A 2,316-nucleotide genomic window follows, 5' to 3' on the forward strand; every position below is an offset into this window, starting at 1 on the left:
CTTTATTACAGCGGGTAATGTTTGCGACGATATCTATTCAAGGGGACTTTGCTTGCCAAGCGATACTAAAATGACAGAAAAAGATCTCTATAGAACGATATCAATAATAAGGAAAGTTTTTGCAAGATGAGAGATTTTATAGCGCTAATGACAAACACTTGGTGGGGAATCTTAATCATAAGTTTGGTTTGCTTTACGATATGGTTTATTTTATCGGCGATATTTTATAAACCTTTTTTCAAGAGATTTTATGACGTTATATTGTCAATCGTAGCGATAATTATATTAAGTCCTTTATTTATATTGATTACCATTTTAACAGCAATAATGATGAAAGGAAATCCTTTTTTTGTTCAACCTAGACCAGGTAAAAATGAAAAAATATTCAATTTAATAAAGTTTCGCACAATGACATATCAAAAAGATGAGAATAATAATCTTTTACCAGATGAGAAAAGACTTACCAAATATGGTAAGTTTCTCCGATCAACTTCGCTAGATGAATTGCCTGAATTAATAAACATTTTAAAAGGAGATATGTCGTTTGTAGGGCCTAGACCTCTTCTTGTGAAATATCTGTCACTATATAATGAAGAACAAAGAAAGCGTCATAATGTTCGTCCTGGATTAACTGGATATGCTCAAGTTCATGGACGAAACGCAATTTCATGGGAAAAGAGATTTGAACTTGATATAGAATATATTAATCATATTACTTTAGTGGGCGATATAAAAATTTTACTTCAGACGTTTTGGATAGTTGTTAAACGCGAAGCTATTAATAGCAATACTAGTGTAACTATGGAAGAGTTTCAAGGAACTCAAAGTTGTTAATATATTTTAGAAGGATTTTTATGAAAAAAGTTATTATTATCGGGGCAGGCGGACATGCCAGGGTAATCGCAGATATAATAAAATTAAACGGCGATATTGTGTATGGTTTTCTTGATGATAAAGGGCAAGAAAACATACATGAATTAAAAATTTTAGGCGGAATTGATGATATTAATAGATTTTTAGAAAAAGATTGTTACTTTATTGTGGCTATAGGCAATAATCAAATTCGTTATGAAATTATGACCAAGTATTCTAATGCTATATGGTATACCGCAATACACCCAGCAGCTGTGATAGCGAATGATGTTGAGATTGGAAGCGGCACAGCAATTATGGCAAATGCTGTAATAAACACTGGAAGCAAGATAGGACGTGGCGTAATCATAAATACATCAGCAACAGTTGACCATGATTGTCTTATAGGCGATTTTGTTCATATTTCTCCAGGAGCTCATCTTGCCGGTAATGTTCGCTTGGGAGAAAAAACCTGGATTGGTATTGGCGCAAATGTAATAAATAATATAGATATTTGTTCTGAATGCATTATCGGTGCTGGAGCTGTAGTTGTAAAAAATATTATAAAAAAAGGTACATATGTGGGCGTTCCAGCAAAAAAATTTTTAATTAATTAAAAATTTGATAAAAGGCATAGTTTATGAAAAAAGATGTTTTAATTATAGCGCAATTTTTAGGTTTTGAATCAGAAGGGATAAATAGTCGTTTTACATATATTGCAAAATTAATGCATTATAATGACGTTGAAATAGTATCCAGTTTATTTAATCATTTAAAAAAAGAGTTTAGAACTCAAAATCTTTATTATGAAAATAATTATAAAATAACTTTAATCAAAGAGCCTGGATATAAGAAAAATGTATCTATAAAAAGATTGTATAGTCACTATATTTTAAGCAAAAATATAATAAAATACTTAAAGCAGCGAAAAAAGCCTGATGTAATTTATTGCGCTGTTCCTTCTTTAAGCGTAGCTAATGTAGTATCAAAATATGCTAAAAATAACAACATTCCATTTATCATTGATATTCAAGATTTATGGCCAGAAGCATTTAAAATGGTATTTAAGGTGCCTTTTTTAAAAGATATAATATTTTTTCCTTTGCAAATAATGGCCAATAAAGTATATAAAAGAGCAGATAAGGTTGTAGCTGTGTCTAAAACATATTTAGACAGGGCTTTAAGAGTTAATAAAAAAGATTCGAAAGGTTTAGTAGTCTTTTTAGGAACCGATTTATATAAATTTGATGAATATTCTAGAGAAAGCATAGTTTCAAAGCCTGACAATGAATTTTGGGTTGCTTATATAGGCACATTAGGACATAGTTATAATATACCTTGCGTTATTGAAGCTATTGCAATTGCAAATAAAAAAATTTCTGATAAAATAAAATTTATAGTAATGGGCGATGGACCGTTAAAAGATGTATTTGAAAAAAAAGCCCAAGAATTAGGAATCTATTG

The 2,316-nt window shown here is 30.2% G+C and carries 3 protein-coding genes; all 3 read left to right on the forward strand.

Features of this window, described 5'->3' with window-relative positions; translation table 11 throughout:
• Positions 1-147 precede the first annotated feature (147 nt).
• The gene (locus VIL26_08540; protein HEY8390973.1) at positions 148-834 is read left to right on the forward strand and encodes a sugar transferase; all 687 of its coding nucleotides are present in this window, start codon (positions 148-150) and stop codon (positions 832-834) included.
• Positions 835-854: 20 nt separating this feature from the next.
• Positions 855-1,469: an acetyltransferase gene (locus tag VIL26_08545; GenBank protein ID HEY8390974.1), complete on the forward strand. Its 615-nt coding sequence runs from the start codon at positions 855-857 to the stop codon at positions 1,467-1,469.
• Positions 1,470-1,492: 23 nt separating this feature from the next.
• A partial coding sequence (locus tag VIL26_08550) for a glycosyltransferase WbuB (protein HEY8390975.1) occupies positions 1,493-2,316 on the forward strand: 824 nt, incomplete at its 3' end.

This window comes from Clostridia bacterium, from assembly GCA_036562685.1.
In the GTDB taxonomy this organism is placed as follows: Bacteria; Bacillota; Clostridia; order Christensenellales; family DUVY01; genus DUVY01.

What these genes read in the sequence shown, in the direction of transcription:
- VIL26_08545 (HEY8390974.1), top strand. Translation starts at nt 855, where the DNA reads ATGAAAAAAGTTATTATTATCGGGGCAGGCGGACATGCCAGGGTAATC.
- VIL26_08540 (HEY8390973.1), top strand. Translation starts at nt 148, where the DNA reads ATGACAAACACTTGGTGGGGAATCTTAATCATAAGTTTGGTTTGCTTT.